The organism is Paenibacillus sp. BAC0078, from assembly GCF_054483875.1.
The window spans coordinates 393357-414517 of sequence record NZ_JBTLRW010000001.1; the positions used below are offsets into that span (position 1 = coordinate 393357).

20 protein-coding genes are annotated in these 21161 nt (G+C 51.3%); 6 read left to right on the top strand and 14 right to left on the bottom strand.

Features of this window, described 5'->3' with window-relative positions:
- Positions 1–32: 32 nt before the first annotated feature.
- Complete coding sequence (locus ACX1DY_RS01785) at positions 33–881, bottom strand: sugar phosphate isomerase/epimerase family protein (protein WP_458962480.1); 849 nt, start codon at positions 879–881, stop codon at positions 33–35.
- A 187-nt stretch (positions 882–1068) separates the two neighbouring features.
- Here ACX1DY_RS01785 and ACX1DY_RS01790 point away from each other — a divergent pair, with 187 nt between their 5' ends.
- Positions 1069–1974 carry a helix-turn-helix domain-containing protein gene (locus tag ACX1DY_RS01790; protein ID WP_458962481.1) on the top strand — a complete coding sequence of 302 codons (906 nt, stop codon included), beginning with the start codon at positions 1069–1071 and terminating at the stop codon, positions 1972–1974.
- Positions 1975–2071: 97 nt separating this feature from the next.
- On the opposite strand, the gene ACX1DY_RS01795 is transcribed toward ACX1DY_RS01790, so the two are convergent.
- From ACX1DY_RS01795 to ACX1DY_RS01810, 4 genes are all read right to left on the bottom strand, one after another.
- Positions 2072–2536 (bottom strand): hypothetical protein, encoded by a 465-nt coding sequence (locus tag ACX1DY_RS01795; protein WP_019910630.1) that lies wholly within the window; start codon positions 2534–2536, stop codon positions 2072–2074.
- A 139-nt stretch (positions 2537–2675) separates the two neighbouring features.
- Positions 2676–3386: a hypothetical protein gene (locus tag ACX1DY_RS01800; RefSeq protein WP_458962482.1), complete on the bottom strand. Its 711-nt coding sequence runs from the start codon at positions 3384–3386 to the stop codon at positions 2676–2678.
- Entirely contained in the window at positions 3383–4318 is a 936-nt protein-coding gene (locus tag ACX1DY_RS01805; RefSeq protein ID WP_458962483.1) for an ATP-binding cassette domain-containing protein, read from the bottom strand. The genes ACX1DY_RS01800 and ACX1DY_RS01805 overlap by 4 nt, the downstream gene beginning before the upstream one ends.
- A gap of 127 nt (positions 4319–4445) precedes the next feature.
- The gene (locus tag ACX1DY_RS01810; RefSeq protein WP_458962484.1) at positions 4446–5459 is read right to left on the bottom strand and encodes a CobW family GTP-binding protein; all 1014 of its coding nucleotides are present in this window, start codon (positions 5457–5459) and stop codon (positions 4446–4448) included.
- 161 nt (positions 5460–5620) lie between these two features.
- On the opposite strand from ACX1DY_RS01810, the gene ACX1DY_RS01815 reads away from it, so the two are divergent.
- The 5 genes from ACX1DY_RS01815 (at position 5621) to ACX1DY_RS01835 (ending at position 10096) form a co-directional block, all read left to right on the top strand.
- Positions 5621–6154 (top strand): MogA/MoaB family molybdenum cofactor biosynthesis protein, encoded by a 534-nt coding sequence (locus tag ACX1DY_RS01815; protein WP_458962816.1) that lies wholly within the window; start codon positions 5621–5623, stop codon positions 6152–6154.
- Between the two features lie 196 nt (positions 6155–6350).
- Positions 6351–7391, top strand: a complete 1041-nt coding sequence (locus tag ACX1DY_RS01820) for an ArsR/SmtB family transcription factor (protein WP_458962485.1) — start codon at positions 6351–6353, stop codon at positions 7389–7391.
- 42 nt (positions 7392–7433) lie between these two features.
- Complete coding sequence (locus tag ACX1DY_RS01825; protein WP_458962486.1) at positions 7434–8231, top strand: ABC transporter permease; 798 nt, start codon at positions 7434–7436, stop codon at positions 8229–8231.
- A gap of 21 nt (positions 8232–8252) precedes the next feature.
- Positions 8253–9281: an ABC transporter ATP-binding protein gene (locus tag ACX1DY_RS01830; RefSeq protein WP_458962487.1), complete on the top strand. Its 1029-nt coding sequence runs from the start codon at positions 8253–8255 to the stop codon at positions 9279–9281.
- Positions 9278–10096 carry an ABC transporter permease gene (locus ACX1DY_RS01835; RefSeq protein WP_458962488.1) on the top strand — a complete coding sequence of 273 codons (819 nt, stop codon included), beginning with the start codon at positions 9278–9280 and terminating at the stop codon, positions 10094–10096. Before ACX1DY_RS01830 ends, ACX1DY_RS01835 begins: the two co-directional genes overlap by 4 nt.
- A 308-nt stretch (positions 10097–10404) precedes the next feature.
- Here the strand turns inward: ACX1DY_RS01835 and ACX1DY_RS01840 are convergent, their stop codons facing one another.
- The 9 genes from ACX1DY_RS01840 to ACX1DY_RS01880 form a co-directional block, all read right to left on the bottom strand.
- Positions 10405–11007, bottom strand: coding sequence for a DUF1349 domain-containing protein (locus ACX1DY_RS01840; protein WP_458962489.1), 603 nt, complete (start codon positions 11005–11007; stop codon positions 10405–10407).
- Positions 11008–11055: 48 nt separating this feature from the next.
- On the bottom strand, positions 11056–12087 hold the full coding sequence (locus ACX1DY_RS01845) for an ROK family transcriptional regulator (protein WP_458962490.1): 1032 nt from the start codon (positions 12085–12087) through the stop codon (positions 11056–11058).
- 179 nt (positions 12088–12266) lie between these two features.
- Entirely contained in the window at positions 12267–14573 is a 2307-nt protein-coding gene (locus ACX1DY_RS01850; RefSeq protein WP_458962491.1) for a thiamine pyrophosphate-dependent enzyme, read from the bottom strand.
- Between the two features lie 25 nt (positions 14574–14598).
- Complete coding sequence (locus ACX1DY_RS01855; RefSeq protein ID WP_458962492.1) at positions 14599–15609, bottom strand: 2-oxoacid:acceptor oxidoreductase family protein; 1011 nt, start codon at positions 15607–15609, stop codon at positions 14599–14601.
- Positions 15610–16063: 454 nt separating this feature from the next.
- The gene (locus ACX1DY_RS01860) at positions 16064–17293 is read right to left on the bottom strand and encodes a glycosyl hydrolase family 8 (RefSeq protein ID WP_458962493.1); all 1230 of its coding nucleotides are present in this window, start codon (positions 17291–17293) and stop codon (positions 16064–16066) included.
- Between the two features lie 384 nt (positions 17294–17677).
- Positions 17678–19129, bottom strand: a complete 1452-nt coding sequence (locus ACX1DY_RS01865) for a nicotinate phosphoribosyltransferase (RefSeq protein ID WP_458962494.1) — start codon at positions 19127–19129, stop codon at positions 17678–17680.
- A gap of 54 nt (positions 19130–19183) precedes the next feature.
- On the bottom strand, positions 19184–19726 hold the full coding sequence (locus ACX1DY_RS01870; RefSeq protein ID WP_458962495.1) for a cysteine hydrolase family protein: 543 nt from the start codon (positions 19724–19726) through the stop codon (positions 19184–19186).
- 32 nt (positions 19727–19758) lie between these two features.
- Positions 19759–20529, bottom strand: a complete 771-nt coding sequence (locus ACX1DY_RS01875) for an NUDIX domain-containing protein (RefSeq protein ID WP_458962496.1) — start codon at positions 20527–20529, stop codon at positions 19759–19761.
- 155 nt (positions 20530–20684) lie between these two features.
- The gene (locus ACX1DY_RS01880; RefSeq protein WP_458962497.1) at positions 20685–21137 is read right to left on the bottom strand and encodes a RicAFT regulatory complex protein RicA family protein; all 453 of its coding nucleotides are present in this window, start codon (positions 21135–21137) and stop codon (positions 20685–20687) included.
- Positions 21138–21161 lie beyond the last annotated feature (24 nt).

The window sequence follows — 21161 nt, forward strand, 5'->3', positions numbered from 1 at the left end:
CTCCTAGATCATCCTTCTATTTGTATCACTGGTTATTGCCGGGTACGTCCAAGTATCGCATCCATCGCTTTGGAGGTATTGAAAATAATTTGCTCGGCATGATGGGTGTAAGGCGGTATCATCTCTGCAGTAACATAATTGCTGTAACCAATAGCCTCAAGCGCTTCAATCACCGCCGGATAGTTCACATCACCTGCCAGCAGATCTACGAAGCCATGCAGTCCCCCAGCCTGACGGCGGTAATCCTTGAAATGCACCTTCTTGATCCGGTGCCCGAGAATGCGAATCCATTGCTCCGGGTAGCCGCTATGCAGCGCATTCCCGACATCAAAGTAGGAACCAACATACTCCGAGGCGTGTTCATCAATGAAAGTGCGCATTTCCAGCGGAGACAGCAGAAATTTGTTCCACACATTTTCAATCCCAATGGATACTCCGGCGCTTTCCGCATAAGGCACAAGCTGTCCGATGGACTCCAGCGCCCGGTCGTAAGCATGCTCATAATCGGTAACCTCACTACCCAGAATAAAATCCACGCCTACCGCACCAGGGATGACTAGAATAGTATCAACACCAAGGGCAGCAGCAAGCTCTAACTGCTTCTTGCATACATTTGCTGCTTTGGTGCGGATGGACAAGTCACCGCTAGTCATGGGATAAGCCCAATATAGCCCTGTTGCCAGTCCTGCGATTTCCAGTTCAGCCTCCTCCAGTTGCTCACGGATGCTGCGGATTTCCTGATCCGTCGTTGTCAGACTGAGCTCGCCTGTCACATTTAGGGACAATTCTATTCCCTCAAATCCCGCCTGCTTGGCAAGGCGGATACTATCTGCAATTGAAGTCCCTTCCTTGAATGACCAGATATTAACCCCTTTCTTCACCTACAGGTCCCTCCTTTGATCTCTAGTCAATTTTTAGCTAATTCCGTTCTTCTGTGTCGTTAAGAATTTGATATGATAATACATATATAATAAAGAATTTCCGATTGTTTTTATTTAGTAAAACAAGTGATTAGTTGGACAATTCCGTTCAATTCCCATTGCATATTTCAGAACAGGAGGAAGCCATTTGGACAAACCAGCGATAAGCTATCCACAACGGAGAACCGCGACTTTCAAGGAGTGGGCCCCTAGCGTCCATTATGCGCAGTTTCAGCAGCTGCCTCCCGGCGCGCTCCCGGAACGCAGACTATACGATTTCGAGCTGCTCTATGTATGCCAAGGCGCGGCAGCCACAACCATGCTTGGGCAGCGGCATATACTGGAGGCAGGGCAGCTTATCCTGCTTCCTTCAGGTGTGTTACACCAGAACGAAGCGCTCGCGGCACCTTTTACCCGCTTCCTGGGTATCCATTTTGATTACTTCGGTGAATTGGATATTCAGACTGATGCGGATATGGTAGTCAATGAATCGGCGGTTCAGAGCACCAAGTTTGCTGTGGAAGCCTGTGCTGAGAGTATGACGCCTTTATCCGTGAGTCCGATCTATACACCGCCGCTCCCATGTATACAATTGATGGAGCAGTTGGTGGACGAATTTACGATGCGTCTGACGGGCTATGAGCTGGTCTGCAGAGCTTTACTGCTGAATATTCTGGCTTACCTTCTGCGTTCTCCCGCCTCGGCCCTGACCTCATCTCACTCGGAGCACAGCAGTAAAATCGCCGAGATCATCAGCCTAATCGAAGCATCACCCGGGGCCTCATGGACCAACAAGAATATCTCTGAGAAGCTGCATATGAGCATCGACCATACTGCCAAGCTGTTCAGGCAAATTGCCGGCAAGCCGCCGGGTGAGTTCGTTCAGACCATCCGGCACCGGGAAGCCAGACGGCTGCTGAGAGAAACTGAGTTGTCCATCGAGCAGGTTGGCGAAGCGGCAGGTTATCCCGATATCCATTATTTCAGCCGCATCTTCCGCCGCCTTGAAGGTATCCCGCCTCGCGAGTACCGTAAATTGTCGAGAATTTTGTAATATACACAGAAAAAAAGGCAACCCCGGATGAACTCCGGTTTTGCCTTTTTGACTATTGAAAATGATACCCCCAGGATAGAGGGCGCTAGCGCATTTTTCACATTAGCTTTTCTTCTTCAAGTCCCAACTTGCTGTACATCTCGGTACAATAGCCCTGCAGCTTAACCTCAAGTCTGCGGGCTTTGTTCTTGAAACGCTTCAGCTCACGGATCATCTGCGCTCTGCCGGCCGGCGTGAAGGTCTCCTGAATTCGCTCCTTAAAATAGTCGTGGACAATATGGTTGCGCTGCTTCCATACCGCCTGCAGTTGGTTGGTTTCCTCTTCCGAAAAGGGAAAATGATGCTGGATTTCTTTGATGAGCTGGCCGAGTGAATTGCTAAGCTTGCGCTGATACAGTTCCGCAAGATCCGCTTCCGTTGGCGTTTCTCCCTGAGACAGCTTCGTAAGCAGCAGCAGGTTGGTCAATTGCTGCTCCAAAGCCTGACAATAGTAAACTGCCAGTCCGAAATAAGCAAATAGCTCTTTGGATTGTTCACTCTCCGGTATGTGTGTATCCTTCATCTTTCCTCCCGTTCCTATATCTATATAAGTTGAACTATAGATTTTTATATTGGGGTCTGGTCGTAACTTCCCCTCCGTCACTTCTGCCCTTTTGTATATTCTTTAGTTCAACTGATATATTTATTTTTTATGTTCCTCTCTAAAAGCTTTTGTTAACATCCTTGCGGCCGGATTGATACAGATAAAATCCTATAAGCACCGCTATGTACGCTAAGGCATTGGCGAATGAACCGAGCAGAGCTGAAGCGGGCAGCTTGTCCGCATTCATCAAGGCATTCATGACGGGGGCAACCGGCGGCAGCAGCACACGAACAAACGGACCCGGAATCAGAAGACTCAGTTTGTTCGCGCCGACGGAGAGAATGAGTACCGCAAGCAATATTCCGGCGGCATAGCTGTTCCTGGACACCCATGAAGCCTGAAGGTACAAGGAAATTGCAGCACCGAGAAAGCCGAGCAGCGCATGTCCTGCAAAAGCCAGCATAATCCGGTACACTCCTGCCGGTTCATCAAAATAGCCCAGCAGCACTGGATACCCCACAATGAAAAGGTCCAGCAGCAAAACAAGAAAACCTAAAACCAGTATGCTCCCGAGACTATACTTGCGCTTGCTGCCCAATTGAACGATGGCAACCTGCTTCTGCACAGGCAATTCATGATTCAGAAAGCTTAATCCCATCCAGGCGGCACCTATAAAAAGAATAACAGCCGTAGCTGCGTAGCTATTCATCACAGGATTGGGTTTGTAGGAGTACAGGATCAGATCAGCAATAATTATGAAGGCAATCGGTCCAAAGTAACGCTGTGAAACAGTATAGCTGCGCAGCATATATGCGGTCAACGATCTCATATAATAGTTGCCCCCTCTGCGGCCTTGGGGTCCATCCATTGCTCCAGTCCACCCACACTTGAACCGCCGCGGGGTTCGACTGAAACAACTGAACCACCTGCACCAAGAATAAGACGGAGACACTCATCCGAAGCAGATGTGCTAACTGTCACACCTGTACATTCTTCTGCAGCGTGATTAATCCCGCTCTGTATGGAGATTATTCCGGGCAGGCATGAGATGGCCACACTCCCTTCATCGGACACACCTTTGTACACTATGTATGTTGCGGGAGTCATCCGCAGGTTCTCGCGGCCTTGAATGGTCTTAACGGTCCGTCCAGCCTGCAGCACATGTACGCTGTCAGCCAATGCTTCAACCATCTGCGGCTCATGTACGGAGAACACCAGCGCGGTCCCGTTCCGTTTCAGCTCAAGCAGCAGGTTGATCAGTGTATGCTGTGCCGGAAGATCAAGGCCTGATAACGGTTCATCCAGCAGAAGCAGTTGCGGACGTGTCAGCAGGCTTTGAATCAGGTTCACCTTCTGCAGCATCCCCTTGGAAAAGCCGGACATGGACTGGCTGCGAAACTCTGTCAGATGAAAAGCTTGCAGCAATGCTGTCATCCGCACTTTCACTTCAGAAGATGGGAGGCCGCAAAGTCTGCCCATACTCAGTAAATATTGCTCAGCCGAAAATTTCAGCCCCGGAAAAGCTTCAGGGGCATATCCAACCGTAAGTCTCCGCTCGCTGCGCACTGCTGTTCCTGAGGAAAGCCCAATTAATCCGGCGAGGATGGAGAGCAGCGTGCTTTTGCCGGAGCCATTGCGTCCGATAAGGGCCGTGGCCGTTCCTGGCATAACAATCAAAGAAATTTCACTAAGAACCGGACGGCCTGCATACAGCTTGGTTGCCCGGATAAGTTCGATTAATGGAGGGTTCAGTTTGATCATTATACTTATTTCGCCAAAGCGATCCCGATCTCCTTTTAAACCTGACAGATTGATTAGAGCAGGCACAAAAAAAGAATTCCGCAGCAATAAGGACTGTGGAATTCTGGTCTTGGAAATTCGATATTTGCTATAGGCTTCTTTTGACCGCCGCTGGGCGGGCCAGGAGCCGTCCCTCCAGGCGCAGCAGACTGCTGCGCAGTTCACGGGATGAAAAGTGTTCGCCGATAAATACAGCCACATCCGGCACCTCGCCCTGAGGAGTGATTTTCATAAAATCTGCTTCCCGGTATGCGTATTGGAACAGGAATCGACTGGAGGTGTCACTGAAGGTGACAATTCCTTTAGCCCGGTAGATATCCCGCGGCAGCTCCTTGACGAATTGCTCAAATTCCTCGCTGTTCACCGGACGCTTGAAATAGTGGGTATACGCCATAACATGATCATGTGCTATATGCGCTGAAGGTCCGGTACCCTCCTGCTCATCATCCTCATGGAATGCCTCAGCCTCCGAGCGGGCTTCGGTATGTACGCCTCCCAGACCATCAAGCAGCTCCGACGGTTCAAGCTCACAGCGCACCGCAGGCAGAATCTCCGCATATGCGTTCCATTTGCGCAGAATCACCTTGATTTCTTCGGCTTCCTCCGCGCTCACTCTGTCGGTCTTGTTCAGAATCAATACCGACGCGCAGCGGATCTGCTCCTGCATCAGCCTGTAGGTCGCTCCCTGCTGTGAGCGGTACAGCTCCAGAAGGTGGGCGGCGTCAACGACGGTGATCAGCCCCTTCAGCTCAATCCGCTGATACAGCGAGGTTTCAGTCACCGCATCAACAATCTCCAGCGGGTTCGCCGCTCCGGTCGCCTCAATGACAACAACATCCGGTGACTCCTTTTTAACCAGTGTGGCCAGCTCCGTGCTGAGATCACCGCGGATAGAGCAGCAGATGCAGCCGCCGAGCATTTCGGCCATCGGTACCGACTGCTCGACCAGCAGACCGTCCAGGTTCACCTCACCAAGCTCATTCATCACTACCGCCGGTCTGAGCCCTTGGGTTTTCCAGTGGTCCAAAAGGCGCTGCAGCAATGTTGTTTTGCCGCTCCCGAGAAATCCTGACAATATATAAACCGGCAAAGCCTGTTCCATGCTTCATCTCTCCCTGCACAAAATTCCGTTATGGTAGCGAGTGTACTACAAGTACCAGTTCGGGTGCAAGGCTTCGGCCGCATTCCGCAGTCTGCCTCAGCTTCCCCTTCCTGGCTTGTCTTTGCTGATGCCATCGCCTATCATGAAGGAGATATTCAATGATGAAGGAGTTGGTCCGCTTGTCATCTGTAGAAGAACACCGTCGCGAAGCCCCGCAAAGTGTGGCCTGTTATATCATTACAGTCTCGGACACCCGTACACCGGAAACCGATACTGGAGGCGCGCTGGTTAGAACCATGCTTGAAGAAGCCGGTTATGAGGTTGCTGGAAGTGCCATCGTCAAGGACGATTATGAAGCTATCCGCGAGCTGGTCTATAAAAACGCCGTTCATTCCGGCATTGAAGCTGTACTTCTGACCGGAGGAACGGGAATCTCTCCCCGTGATACCACATATGAGGCGGTGGCCTCCCTGCTGGACAAAACACTCCCAGGCTTCGGAGAGATCTTCCGGCTGCTTAGCTTCACTGAGGACATCGGCTCCGCAGCGATCCTGAGCCGGGCGATTGCCGGCACCATCGGCAGCACGGCGGTATTCTCCATGCCCGGTTCCACGGGTGCGGTCAAGCTCGCTATGGAGCGGCTGATCAATCCCGAGCTGCGGCATGTCATGCGCGAGATTTATAAACGCTCCTAAACTGCGGAGCTGCATAAGAACTGTTAAAGGCGAAAGAACCAAACGTGCGAAGAATGCTGCGCTATTGGTGCTTTCGCCTTTTTTTGCTGTGAACATTAGATTTCATTGACAACCGGAGACGTTCTATTTATACTATTGAACACTTTTCGCGAAAGTGATTTTTGATTAACCAAATGGTTAATCGGAAAGGAACGAGATGAGCTCACTCGAACAATTGCATAGAATCGTTAAAACGGTAGTCAGTCCCTATCATGAGCTGCTGTGCAGCCTGCATGTCCTCTATCAGCCGGAGCATCACCCGAAACGCTTGGAATGGGCCAGAGAGATCAGAGCTGCAATGCCAGCTTCTTTGCTGGAAGACATATGTAATCTGGGCCGTTTGACAGACCACTGGTTAGGACTCATGCTTCCCGGCCATAGCGGCAACCCGCTTACCAGTACCGAAGGGATCAGTCTGCTAAAAGGATTACCCGATGCCGAACTCATTCATCTATTACTGAAAAATAAGGTTTCACTGGGCACCATACTGGAATGGCAGCAAGCGTATGGGAGAGGAAGGTTCCAGCCTGACTCTGGGCCGGATGAAGCCAGTGCGTATCTGCTGAAGCATCTGGTATCCATCCGCAAGCAACTGATCACTACCCTGGAGACGTATGAACAGAATTATTTCCGTAAGGAATGGGATTATGTGATGCCATGGATCAACACGGCTGCTGCACAATTTCAAGATCAGGTCTCCCGTTCTGCGGAAAAAACGCTAAATACCCTCCATCCCCGGCTTCGGGCCTCCGAAGGGAAATTTACTGCGCAGAAGGCGGAAACGTACTATTTTGCCTACGAAGATTTGCGGCATGTGTATGTGCTTCCTTCTACCTTCATTTTTCCGCATCTGCTGATTGATTGGACCGCGGACAGTCTGCTGCTGCCGCTCGCCGTGGATATTCCTGGCCTACCCTTCAGCGAGGCTCCACCGGAGGATCTGCTGCGGCAGTTCAAAGCCCTTGGCGACGCTACACGCTTGCGCATTCTCAAGCTGCTCTGGCAAGGCCCGCACTGCACGAAGCAGCTCGCCCCCATCCTGGGCATTTCGGAGGCTGCGGTATCCAAGCAGCTCAAGCTGCTGAGCGAAGCCGGACTGACAAGCGCCGAGCGCAAAGGGAATTACTTGTTCTACACCAGCCAGAAGGAGGTCTTTGACAGTCTGATTGTTCTACAGCGGCAGTATCTTGAGCAATGAAGTCTGAAGGCTAAAGAATTTTGAAAAAAGGAGTTGTCCGCCGTGTGGCAAACTGTTTTTGCGACCGCAGCCAGGAACCAGAGAGCGAATCTCCGGGCGTTTCCCTGGGCTTTTACCCTTGGTCATATTATTGAAGGCGGGTATCTGGTCCTTGTCTCCTATTTCTCCTATGTCTATCTCATCCAAGGGGATCTGGATGGCAGATTCGCCTTATATACCGGAAGCAGCAATTATCTGGCTTATGCCATCATTGGCGGTGCGCTGAATGTGTTCAGCGTCAGCATGATGATGAATGTATCCCGGGCGCTCATCACCGAATGGCGGGAAGGCACGCTGGAAGCGCTGCTGCTCTCTCCCTCCAGCCGGAACGGATATTTTCTGGGCACAGCTCTCCAGCAGTTTTACCGCAGTGGAATGGTGCTGCTCGCCGTAACTCTATTCGGGATGCTTGCCGGAATGCGCCTGTCCACACCCAACCTGCTGTCAGCTGCTATAGGCGGCCTACTGTTCATTCTTTCCTGCTACGCTATGGCGCTGGTGCTGGGGAGCATCATGCTGTACACAAGAGATACGTACATTGTCCAGAATACGTTATTTGCGGTGACCACGCTGCTATGCGGTTTTCAGTTCCCCAGACAGTATTTACCCGAATGGCTGCAGACGGTAGGCGAAATATTCCCGCTAACCTCCTCGCTGCAGCTCCTGCGGGGTGCGCTGTTAACAGGGGAAGCAATCTCGCTGCCCGATATTGTCCCTGCCCTGCTGCTGTCTCTGATATACATAGCGGTTGGAATAGGCTGCACGCGGCTTGTGGAGCGAAGATTATTTGAGCGGTTCTAGAGATGAAAGGAATGAAAGCTTATGATTGAAATGAATGAGGTCACCAAAATTTACGAATCTAAAAACAGGCTCGGACTGTTCCGTTCAGAGCTCAAAACCGTTACCGCCGTCCAATCACTCACGCTTAACATTGCAAAAGGAGAGATTGTAGGTCTGCTGGGTCTGAACGGAGCCGGTAAAACCACAACTATCCGCATGCTGTCCACTCTGCTTGACCCCACTTCAGGGAGCATCGAGATCGACGGCATACCGATGGCGGACAACCGGCGTGCTGTGCAGCAAAAAATCAATATGATCGCTGGGGGCGAACGCATGCTGTACTGGCGGCTCACAGGCCGGGAGAATCTGCAGTATTTTGGCAGCCTATATGGGCTTGGCGCGGAAGCACTTCGCAAGGAAAGCGCACGGCTGCTAAGCGAAGTGGGACTCACCGAAGCGGCAGACCAGCCAGTGGAGCAATATTCCAAAGGAATGAAGCAGCGCCTGCAAATTGCCCGCGGCCTGATCAACGATCCGCACTATTTATTTCTGGATGAGCCGACGCTTGGCCTGGATGCGCCGATTGCCAGACAGCTTCGCAGCACCGTGCTGAGTCTGGCCAAAGAGCAGGGCAAAGGCATCCTGCTGACCAGCCATTATCTGCAGGAGGTCGAAGAATTATGCGACCGGGTCTACGTGCTGAACCGCGGCCGGTTGCTGCTGTGCGACAAGCCGGAAGCGATAGTCCGGCAGGTCGCCGGCCTTCAGACTGCCCATCTGGAGGTCAGCGGCTGGAAGGAAACCCTGCGCCCGCAGCTAGAGGAGCATCTCGCACGGCTGGGACACAGGGCAGAACTAGTAGTCAGCGGCATGGACGGAGGTGCCGGTATTGTCGCGCTCCAAGCGGGCGAGTCTTACCGGATCTCAGTACAGTCAACCTCTGCCGACAGACTGATTACAGAGCTACTTCCCTGGGCCACTCAACATGGGCTCAGTATTAATGGCTTCACCTGCGATAAGCCGAACCTGGAGGATGCCATTATCCGGCTCTCAGAAGGAAGGGCATCATGAGTCCCGGCGGTGTATGGCATGCCCTTCTAGCTGAAATCTCCAAGCAGCACCGTAACCGCTCCAAAGGTAAAGTGGTGTTCTTCTCGCTGCTGCTTTGGCCTGCACTCAGCTTCCTGACCTCCTACTTCACCATGAAGCCTTACCGCAGCGGGGCCGGCTCCGTGCTCTCGCGGATCATTCCCGATGAGCGCATTCCCTTGTTCTTACTGAGCGGCTATCTGGTGTTTCAGCTCTTCTGGACCGTCGTTGAGGCAGCCTGGCAATTCGAGCTGGAACGCAAGGCTGGCACGGTGGAGGCCGTCTTTCTGACACCTTCATCCAAAATAGCTTTTCTCTACGGGCGCTCGCTGTATTCCCTGTTTCATGGAATCTGGATGTTTGCCGTCTTTTCACTGTTGACCTTTGTCTTCGTCTCCGATGCCTCCACCGTAAATTGGGCCGCCCTGATCCCGGCTTTGCTGCTGATCATGGTCTCGGCGGTCATTTGGGGAGCACTGCTATGCGCGGTATCTCTGTTTTCCCGGGAGTCCTCGTTTTTGTATTATATTTTTCAGACTCCGATGGAGCTGTTCGGCGGTGTGCGCATCCCCCCTGCCGTCTTCCCGGTCTGGGCAACCGGGCTGTCTGCGCTGTTCCCGGTGACCTACAGCCTGATCCTGGTGCGCGGAGCTTTATATGGCAGCATCGGCCCAGGCTGGTGGTGGTCGCTGTTCACTCTCCTTGCAGGCAGCATCATGCTTGCCTTCTGCACGCGTTATCTGCTCTGCCGTGCTGAAAAGCATGCCCGGATGAAAGGCAATTGGACTTTATTCTAGAAAACAAACAGTCCCAAGCTAACCGGCTTGGGACTGTCGTGCATTAGGGTGATCCACCAATTGAAGCTTTACTTGAGACATTCAGCGAGCTGTATTCCCTTCCCCAGAAAACGTTACCGTGACTCCAGCCGTTCCAGCAGTCCTGAGAACAGATTTTTCACCTTTTTTGAATACTTTCCCTTCTCTTTGCCCATTGAGGTGTAGACCAGTGAAGTGTTGGCTTTGCTATAAAGCTCGGTTCTCGCAGTTGTCGTCTCTGCGGTCCGTTCTCCCCCATACCAGGCCGGGATTTTGCAAAGCGAAACTATTCACTCTCCCGGAGGATCTGTATGAATGTCCGTATCGGGAGCCGTCTTCACCCAACGTGTGAAGCTCACCTGCAGCCCTGCTCTGGTAGGAGCGCAGATAAAAGGACCTGCTTGCTTACCGGTCTCATACGGAAAACGGGCCACCCGAATCGTGCGCCAAGGATGGTTTGCTGTCCGGGCACGGATCACAACCGCATCGTTCAAACGTGATGCACGGATTGTTACCACCTCGCCGTCCCATTCAGACACAGGTGACAGCGACCAGTCGGAATACATGTCCGTCACAACGGCGCCAATATGCGGCACACCGTCATTCAGCTCAATACCGGCTTTTATCCACACCGTGGGGCTGTGCCACAGCATGATTCCCGCTTGATCATACAGCCCGGTAAAGCCCTGCAATGAAAAGCTGATTTCAACCGCCTCACTATCCTCCCACGAAGCCAACAGCGCGTGACCGTTGTCATGCTGGAAGCCGTACATCGTTTTTTCCCAATAATCACTGCCCTTCACCGCTTCCACAACGAATATCCCGTCTTGAACTTCCGTGGAGACCGGTTCATGAGTCCAAATTCCAGCCTGCCAATCGACCGTCTTGATCATATAGACACCTCTTCATTTCGTATTTTCATCACTGCATTTATCCCCCATCTATTCCGCAGATTTGGTTAAGTGTAGATCAGGCTCTAGCGTCTGCAGGGTTAACACAATCATGCCTGTTAAATAATCAGCGGCAAAATCGCTGCTAAGCAGCAGCTCAGGAACCGCACCCGGTGGCAGCACGTCCGCACATTGTTCCGCAATCTCCTTAAGATGCCCCTCCTGCAGGAAGCTTCCGTACAGGACAACTGCATCCGGGTTCAGCACACTGGTAACCGCCACTGTCAGCCTGGCAATCGCCTCCACCAGACCGGCTGGTGAAGACTTCCATTCACCACTGGCCCAGGGAATGCCCAGAGGAATAAAGGTTACTTCCCCCGCAAAGCCCTTCCCGCCTTTATGGAGCTTGCCATCGATAATAACCCCGGCCCCAGGCGGAAAACGGTCAGGAAAGTATAAATATACAGCGCATGCTTCTCCTTCTGCTTCCCCTCTACTGTTATAACCGACCGCAGCGGCATTGACATCATTTTCGATGATAATCCGCTTCTGATACCGCTTCCTGAAATGCTCTGCCACCGGAACGCCGCGGAGAGCATCATAATCTGACACCACCAGTCTGCCGTCGGCTTCGGAACCGGGTAATCCAAATCCAATAGCCTGAATAGAGGGATACTGCTTAAGCCGCTTATCAATAATCTCTTCAAAGCTGGTTAAATCCACCTTCGGCACCGGCGTATTCGCTTCATGCAAACAGCGTCCAAAGAGTGTAACCACCGTACTGCGAATACTGATCCCGCCCCGTTCTTCGAAGGGGAACAGGATTAACGCCAAAGCATGCTCATCATTATATATGTACTGCTGGGCCGGTCTGCCGCCGCTGGATGAAACCAGCCCCGCCTCGAGCACCTCATTCTGCTGAACCAAAATCTCCAGCACCGTGCCAGCCGTGACAATGCTGAGACCCGTCGCCTCGGCAATTTGCCTTTTGGTAGCTGCTTGTTTGCGTTCCTTCAGAATACGCCGAACCAGGTTGATATTCACTTCTTTAATTACGAGGGCATTGCCGCCGATATTCTTCATTTGCTTTCACCTCATTTATTATAATACTTTATAAAAGTATTTTGGCAAATGTTTGCGGCAATATCTGCAGAATTGTATTGCAAAACAATCCCCACTTACATCCCTATAGAATGAGCCTGGCAGATGTACTCTGCCAGGCTCATATCTTTCTTCATATAATGCGAAAAATGCTATAAGTCCTACAAATCCGGGTGCTCGTGTTTAGCCTTGAGACGGCTCCAGCGGCGCTGAACCTCGTTCTCGAAGGCATGCAGAGCCGGCTCGTTCTCCGTCTTAAGCAGATGGCGGGTTTTGCCCATCGTTTTCAGCCAGGCGGAAACCTCAACGCGTTTGTCCTTGTCTTCCGGATTGTACGTAATATTCGTGATCCCCTGTTCTACTTCATAGAGCGGGAAGAAACAGGATTCTACGGCCAGCGATACGATGTTCGTACCATCCTTGTCCTCAGACATCCAGTTGAGCGGGCAAGCGATGAGAATCTTGCCGTAGACCAGACCTTCGTTCTGGGCATACCACTGTGCTTTGGCCGCTTTCTTCAGCAGATCCTGCGGGTAAGCTTCACAGCCTGTGAACACATAAGGAATGTTCGTCGCCGCCATAATTTGCGCAGTATCCTTATGCTGGGTCAACTTACCTTGCTGCGTTTTGCCAATGCTGGATGTTGAAGTACGGTGGCCAAGCGGTGTGGAATAAGATTGCTGTGCACCAGTATTCATGTATCCTTCGTTATCGTACTCAACAATAATCATTTTGTGGCCGCGCAGCGCAGCACCGATCGCCGGACCCATGCCGATATCCATACCGCCGTCGCCAGTAACCATTACAAAGGTGAAGTCTTCCTTCAGACCAAGCCCGTCCAGCTCACCCCGGCGTTTGCGCTCCCAGAACATTTCCACGACACCTGACAGCGTAGCTGCACCGTTCTGGAAAAGGTTATGGATGAACGTCGATTTATGCGCCGAATAAGGATAACCTGTAGTCGTTACCATCGCACAGCCGGTATGGTAAAGCGCAACAATATCGCCTTCAATCCCTTTGAAGAAAAGCTCCAGACCAGAGAATATTCCGCAGCCCGGACATGCGCCATGCCCTGGAGACAAGCGTCTCGGTTTCTTCATCAGGCTGCGGACCGGCGGTACCTTCACACTCAGCTTGCCGGTCTCTTCGTCTTGCTTCACAGTAATCAGGCCGGTCTTGAGCGCTTCGAAATTCATCGGCTTCAGCAGACGTTTCGGCGCATTCTCTGGTGCGCCAGGATTGTGGCCGTAATAATCGAACGGAACTTCAACCCGGTCTGCAACAACAGCATCCATAGCGAGCTGGAAGAAATGATGACCGTCTTCGGCATAGAAATCCTTGCCGCCAAGTCCATAGATACGGCTGATTACCTTCGTAGTAGTGTTGCCATATGTGAACAGCGCTGCTTTGATCTCATTAACCATATTACCACCGTGTCCGCCAACGGAATCTGCACGGTCGCCAACGGTAATAGCCTTAACATTCTTCAGCGCTTCAGCGATTTGCTTCTGCGGGAATGGACGGATCATGTTCGGAGATATGGCTCCGGCTTTGACTCCTTGCAGACGAAGCTGGTCAACAACATCCTTAATGATCTCGGAAGCGGAGTTCATCAGGAAGACGGCAACGTCGGCATCCTCCATCCGGTACTGCTCAATCATCGGATAGTGGCGGCCGGTCAGTTCTGCGAATTCCTGGGCGATCTCTTCGAATACTTCTCCGGCATTATACATTGCGACCGACTGCTGGTAGCGGTTGTTGATATAATCAGGCTCATTCATGTAAGGACCCACGGTAACCGGATTGTTGCGGTCCAGCGTGTCTGTGAAGCCAACCGGCGGCTGCTCGCCTACGAACTTATGCACATCCTCACGATGGACAAAAGTCTGTACACGGCGCTTCTGGTGGGAGGTGAAATAACCGTCGGATGCAACCATAACCGGAAGACGTACCTTTGCATGTTCTGCCAGCTTAAGTGCCATCAGATTCATGTCGTAAACAGACTGCGGATCACGACACATCAGAATTGGCCAGCCGGTATTGAGCGCAAAATACAAATCGGAGTGATCACCATGAATGTTCAAAGGCCCTGAGATCGAACGGCAGACCAGGTTCATGACCATAGGCATACGCGTACCTGCTTGTACAGGCAATTGCTCCAGCATAAACATATAGCCTTGTGCGCTTGTGGCATTAAATACGCGTCCGCCCGCTGTCGAGGCTCCATAACAGATACCTGCGGAGCTGTGCTCGCCGTCGGAAGGAACCAGCATGATATCATGCTGTCCGCTGGCTTTCATGGTATCCAGGAACTGGGCAACTTCCGTCGATGGCGAGATCGGGAAATAACCCATGACATGATAATTGATCTGATGGGCGGCATAAGCAGCCATTTCATTGCCGGATTCATATAGGAATTTCTGCTCCACTTTGGCGGAGCCTACTTCTTTTTCATAGTCAATAGCCATTATTCATCCACCTTTCTTCCGAATATTAGAGCTGTGAGATTAGATCAAACTGGTGATGCACCGTGTGGCCGTCCGCATAGCCTTCCGTCTCACGCTGGCTTGACAGCGCCGAGGTAGGGCATGCCTCCACACATTTTAGACAGCCTTTGCAATATTGATAGTCAATGCCCAGCAGGAACATTTGCGAACGGCCCTTGCGGTCCAGACGCTCCTCCCATACAAAACACTGATCAGGACATGCGGTGTCGCATTGCGCGCAGTTAATGCACGCTTCGATATCGAACGCCGGAATCATTCCGGAGCGGGAAATGCTCAGGTTCTTCAAGAAAGTGCCGCCGGGATTGGTAATCGTGCCGCCCATAGGCTGGGTGTCATATCCCAAGAGACCAATGTCGGAGCGGACATATTCAGGCATGCTGTCGCCTGCGGCCAGCTCGAATTGCATGAATTTCACTTCATTGTAGCCGCGGTCAAACGTTGTAATCGCCGACTGAACTGCTTGAGGATATTTTTTGCCGAGAGATTTCTCAATAACACCCTTCATCGTATCGGTATCAAGGAATGGACAGAGCCGGAACAACGCGCCGAGCATCGCCATGTTAACCCGATTCTTCTCCTTCAGGGCAATGCTTGTCGCGTCGATTACGGCAATGGTTCCAGCCTTCATCTTGAGCAGCTCTTTCAGCTCCTCCGGCGTCTTGGCCGAATTCACTAAAACCGTACTGTGCTCATGAATACCGCTTGTGACGTTAACGGTCTTGGCCAGCGCCTCATGGAATACTCCTACAACATGCGGACGTTCAACCGGCGACGTATCACGGATATGCGTGTCCAAATCGCAGAAACGGATATGGGCCTTAACGGCAGACCCCTTTTTCTCTGAGCCGTAAGACGAGAAGCTGACACCATTCAGCCCTGCACCAACCACACCTGCTTCCGCGAGCATTTTACCAGCCAGGTTCGCCCCCAAGCCTCCAATGGACTCCAGACGAATCTCAAAGAATCCAAGTTCGTTAACAATTGGTAATTGTACCACCGACATAACCCCTTTCTAAGTGTCGAATAGATAACATCCTTATGACTTTTTCAACGATTGTAACTTGATTTTGCTGGTCGGGAAGTGACAAATCTTGCATTTTCCACACTTGGGGAATCACAATTATTTATAGATTTCAATTGATTTCTTTATATGCGACAGCACCGCGTTACTATAATAGAAGGAAATCTGCCATAAAAACAGGAAAATGTGAATTTTATGTGTATAATTCGTTTCCCAAGTTAGACGTGGATAAAATGTCACCTTATTATTTAGCAATAAAATAAAAATTTAAGATGTTAAATTTGTCACATAAAACATGATAAATATCACAGGTAAGAAAACGCATTCCGCCCATATGAACAGCTATACAGCAACAAACATAATTTCCAAAAACAAGCTTACAAAAAAGCCCATCCGCGCGGATGGGCTTGGGACACGTATATTGCGGACCTTAGTAGGTCCACCAGTTGCCGGACATCACTATCATAGAGAATAGCTTGATGCTGTCTTCGTAATAGTCTTCTGCCGCACTGCCTGACGTATGGCTCCACACGGAGTTCAGCCAGGCCTGGTTGGCCGAGGAGGTCATTGCACTTACACCAAATGGAGCATAAAAAGCGCCGCTGTTATAGCTTCCGAATGTCGTGCCGTTCAGTTTGTAGCCGTCTTTTATGTTGCCTGGAGTACTGCTGACCTTGGTTTTGATCCAACTGTTCATCTGATTTAGCTGAGCCAGCGCACGGTTATCGCCTGTGAGCAAATAATCGGTGGTGATCCGCCAAGGGGTACGGCAGGAGTTATAGTTGTAGTTTCCGTCGTTGGCATCCTCAAGGAAATTGGCTGCAGCAGGCTTGTAGGCGCCTCCCGAGTACACAACAAAATCCGGCAGAAGTCCTGTGCTGGAGCTATATCCGGTATAGAGGCTGTTGATAATGGTGTAGGTCTTGTCCGTCACATTCTGCCAGCGGGCATCTCCTGTTGCCGCCTGGAAGGCCTTCAGATGATTCAGCATGAAGTCCGAAGGACGGGTAGCCGTATTATAAGCTCCGCTGTTCGCCCAATCCCCAAGACGGATGGTCCACTGGCTCTGATTAATCTCGTTATCCATAATCGCATTGATGATATTTTGGGCTGCCTGCAGATAGTTGATTGTGCCGCTGCTTCCCCACTGCTTGTCGGCAAGAAGCAGTGAAAAGGCGATATCCATATCTCCATCCGTCGCGGAATCCTCGCCTTCAATGTTCTGAAAGCTGCTGTTCTGTTTCCAGGACATCAAATACGGATCGATAGAGCTTGGGTGCGCGGTATAGTAATTATAAAGACCGTTGTAATACGTCTGCGCGTTGCTGTCGTAACCGGCCATCAGAACTGTGAACAGCATTCCGTAGCCGTGCGCTTCAGACACCGTTTCCCCGGCTGAATTATATTTGACATAATATTTGCCGGTTCCGGCCGGTTTGAGATACGCCGTTTTCCAAGCATCCCATTTCGTCTTCACTGCATTATCCATTGCGGTTTGGGTTACATTGCTCGGCTTGATCGTTCCGCTGGTATAAGTTGTATGCTGCGGAAACGGCTTATTCACTGCTGCAAACGCGGAGCCGGCAGGAAGAATGAAGATAGCCAGACATAACAATACGAAACTCTTCCATTGCAATACAAGCTTCCCTTGCTTTTTCATAATGATTCACTCCTCAAAGTTTTGTAGACATAGGCTTCATAAATCAGCTTTGTGCAAAACTCGCCTCGGAAGCATAATGCTGGGTAATGGAATCCATTTCGAACATCGGCAATGCAGGCTGACCCAATCACCTCCTCCAGAGAATCTACAACGTCTCTGCGATTACGAAAGTTAAAACGCTTTAACTTTTAAACGAAAAAAATATGCTTCAGTCGCAGAGAAATTGTAAATGAGAACATATTTAATATATTATTCCATATTCATAGTGTCAATAAGTTGAACAACCTTACAGTCTCAATTTTTGCCAAAAAAAGGCCGCCCTCGGCATAAAAATTATGCCGGGGACAGCCTTTGCCTCTGATTAGCTATATTTCAGATCAACGATTATTCCTCTTCGGGCATCATATGCTCAGCGATTAGCTGCTGCTTGCGGTTCCATACCTTCTCACTGAGATTCACACGGTACACCTCAGGATTCAGCTTGCGCAGATACTCCGGCCAGAACAAATCGAGCTGATTCTGGTGGTAACGGCGGATATCATCCAGATCAGGCAGCTTGTAGACCTGGAAGCCGTTTACAAAAATCGGTTCCAGCATGGACAGGGCCTCGTACCGCTCCACATACTTCTGCATGTACGGATGCAGTGGATTGAACAGCTTCAGGCGTGCGCCATTACGCGGCGTTTCCTCTCCGGGGAAGCTGATGTAATCAGCCAGCGCCTTGCCTTTGGGACCGATGATGCGGAATACATCCTTTTTGCCGGGAGTTGATACCTTCTCGGGGTTGGACGAAATCTTGATCGTCGGCACCATTTCTCCAGTAGGGGATTCTATCTCTACAAGCTTATATACCCCGCCAAGCGAAGGCTGATCCGAAGCGGTTATGAGCTGTGTGCCTACCCCCCACGTATCAATAGCCGCACCCTGTGATTTCAGGTTCATAATCGTATTTTCATCGAGATCATTGGAGGCAACGATCTTAACATACTCAAGTCCCGCATCGTCCAGCATTTTGCGCGCCTGGATGGACAGGTAAGCAAGGTCACCGCTGTCCAGCCGGATGGCGTTCATCCGTTTGCCCATCGCTTCCAGCATCTTGGCGGTATTGATCGCATGGGGCACGCCGCTGCGCAGCGTATCGAAGGTGTCCACAAGCAGCGTAACGCCGTCCGGCATCACCTTAGCATAGGCATCAAAGGCCTCCTGCTCGCTCGCAAAGCTCTGCACCCAGGAATGGGCATGTGTGCCCTTCGTGGGAATGCCGAACATTTTACCGGCCAGCATATTGGAGGTAGCGTGAAAACCGCCCACATAAGCCGCACGGGCGCCCCACACTGCCGCATCCGCTTCCTGTGCGCGCCGGGTGCCGAATTCCAGCAGAATGTCCTTCGGGGCCACCTGCTTGATCCGTGAAGCTTTGGTGGCGATCAGGGTCTGGTAGTTCATGAAGTTCAGGATGGCGGTCTCCACGAGCTGAGCTTCCATAATGGTGCCTTCAACGCGGATCAGCGGCTCTTCCGGAAAAACCAGCGCCCCCTCCTTCATTGAATGAATGCTGCCCTGGAAATGGAACTGCAGCAGCTCCTCCAGAAATGCGGGCGCATAATTCTCTTCCTGCTCCGACAGGTAACGGACATCCTCTTCGGTAAAGCGCAGCCCACCGATATACTGGACAATACGCTCAAGTCCCGCAAATACGGCAAAGCCGTTGCCGAACGGAAGCTTGCGGATATAGGCTTCAAATACAGCCTTGCGCTTATGGCTGCCGTTCATCCAGTGGGCATACATCATATTAATCTGATATTTGTCGGTATGTAGAGCAAGTTCTCTCCTCAAGTCGTCATCTCCTAATGTCTTCGCTGATGCTTCTGAAGAAGCTGTAACCGCCGGCTATTCGCCCGAAACTACGCTCGCTCCGAGACTGCCCCGGAAATGGCCCAGCGCCCAGGAATGTCCGCCAGGGTTGAAGCTGGCTACTGCGTCCTCATGTATGGTAATGCTGAATCCCTTATTATAGGCATCCACAGCCGTATGCAGGACGCATATATCGGTGCAGACTCCAATGAGGTGCAGCTCGGTAATCCCCCGTTCGCGCAGCTTCAGCTCCAGATTGGTACCGCAGAAGGCGCTGTAACGTGTTTTGTCCATCCAATAGATCGAATCGCGGTTCTGTCCATAAATATCCTTCAGACTTCCATAAAGCTCACGCCCGCGGGTATCCCGCAGATTATGCGGCGGAAACAGCCTGCTCTCGGGATGATGCGGATCATTCTCTTCGTGCAGATCCACTGCCATAACCACATAGTCGCCGCTCCCCACAAACGCTTTTGTCAGCTCACTGACCCGCGGCGCAATATCAATACCGGGCTGCCCCACAGGCAGACTGCCATCCACAAAATCATTGGTAAAATCAATGACGATCAATGCTCTCATCGCGTTACCTCCTAAGAGTTATGTGAGCCAATCTAAGTATAGATGGATAATAAGGGCTCATGGTCTGTGAACATATAGAGCTGCGCCGGACGCTGGGAATACTGGTTGGAGCTGACCGGATTGCCCGCTTCGTCCCGTACTTCCTTTAATATACCCTGACGGCTGCGGGTTGAAGTGATTTTGCGGATAAAATTAGGCTCCTTAAATTCCGGCACAACCGTCTGGATTACCTGATACAGCTCACTGAGCGTAAAATGCCTTGGCAGAAACTGCCGGGCAATCGTTGTCTGCAGCATTTGCTGCTGAATCCGCAGGTAGGCGTCGGTAATAATATCATGATGGTCAAAAGCCAGCTCAAGCTCCTCAAGCGCTTCCTGCACAGTAAACAGGCCGACCTCTCCTGCGTCGTCGGAGGCTTGTCTATGCTCCAGCATCCACTCTTCAACCAATGCGAAAAAAGCATGGCTGATAATCCACCCGCGCGGATCGCGGCCAGGCTTGCTGTAGACACCAAGGTATTCCAGATGGCCGCCGTCCACACCCGTTTCTTCCTTCAGCTCTCGGGTAGCGGCATCATATATGGATTCATCCTCCTGGCAGAAACCGCCCGGCAGTGCCCACATGCCCGCACAAGGCCATTTCTTGCGTTTGATCAGCATAACCTTCAGCTCACGCAGCGGAAGCGTTTTGGTTACGGTCTTCCGTTCGCGTTTGGTTAAGGTAAACATAACAATATCGGCCGGAACCCCATCCGGCGTGCGGTACTTTTTGACGTTATAGGTTTGTTCCCCGTTCTCGCTCACTATAGATCATCCTTTGCCGCAGCATAAATTTGCTGTTCGTATCTTTTAATGTACCAAACCTGCTCTTCTAAAATCAACACTGTGAACTTCCAGCATGGTGCGCAAGGAACCAGAAAGAGGCGGATTTGCATCCGCCCCCCCCCCAGTCCTTTACATTAATCGCCGCATGTCGATGGAGGGGCTTCGGTGCCCGCTTCGACATTGATTTTTTCCGAAACGGTGTCTCTGATTACAGAAATGACGAGCTGCAGCAGATAGTTGATATCGCTCTGGCTCTGCTGAAATTCATTCACTAGCGGAATTCCGTCGATCTCATCCTGCAGCACTTCAATCTCACGTTCGATTTTGGCGACCATCTCTTTATTCTTGAAGCTTTCGAAGGCGACGATTTCCTTCTGCTTCTTCTTGATGGAGGCAATCAGGCTCTGCACCCGTTCGTGGTTCTGTATCTTCTGTTCGGCCTGCTGGAAATGCTTCACCTCTTCGCTGGTGGAAATGAGTGATGCAAGCTCCTTCGCTTTGCCCATAATATCCTCGCGCACGATCAAATCACGGGTATTGTGGGTCTGCATGCCGTATTTATTCACACGCGGTTCATCCTGGCTCATTGTCATCTCCCCTTTTCCTTATGC